Origin of the sequence: Mycobacterium sp. SMC-4, assembly GCF_050205565.1 — a bacterium.
Lineage (GTDB): Bacteria > Actinomycetota > Actinomycetes > Mycobacteriales > Mycobacteriaceae > Mycobacterium.
Window position 1 is genome coordinate 1 of record NZ_JBNMQU010000029.1, and the last position, 680, is coordinate 680.

Here is a 680-nt window from a genome sequence, read left to right on the forward strand (position 1 = left end):
TGTGGTGGCCGGGATGTCGCAGTGCGGGAAGCGACAGGTCAGGTCGCGGCAGCGGATGAACTCGGCCAGGGTTCGGGAGGGGATGTAGCGCGGTTCGGCGGGGCTGTTGCCGGGGTGGATGATTTCGCGGATGCGGGCGTTGCCCAGCAGCGGGTGTAGCCCGGCGGCCGGGATCAGCCCGGCACCGAAGAGCAGGGCGGCTTTGGGCACCGGCTTGGGCTCGACGGCCGGCTCGCCGGCGGGCTCGGGACGCACCTCCGCCGTCGACGCGCCGTTACCCGCCTTGGTGGCATGGTCGTCGGGGACGCCGGTCTGGCCCTTGCCGTCGTCGAGCTCACCCGTTTCGGCTTGGGCTTGCTCGACGTCCGATGCTTGCTCACCGACCGGTCCCGGGCGCAGCTGCGCAGACGGGGCGACCGGGTCGCCCTCGCCGTCGCCGTCGGCCGGTTCGCCCGGGTCGCCCTCGCCGTCGCCGTCGCCGTCGGCCGGCTCGACCGGGTCGTTCTCGGCGTCGCCGTCGGCCGGCTCGACCGGCTCGCCCTCGCCCTCGCTGTCGCTGTTGCCGTGGGCCGGTTCGTCGGGCTTGTCCTTTTTGGCTGCCTCGGCCGCGGCGGTGTGGGCGTGGTCGAGGGTGGTGGCCTCGGTGATGAGGTAGACGGTGGTGTTGGGAGTGGGGGCCG

1 pseudogene is annotated in these 680 nt (G+C 73.5%); it reads right to left on the bottom strand.

What is annotated here, in order from left to right:
• A pseudogene (locus ACQI46_RS25600) lies at window positions 1-680 on the bottom strand (hypothetical protein); the annotation flags it as partial.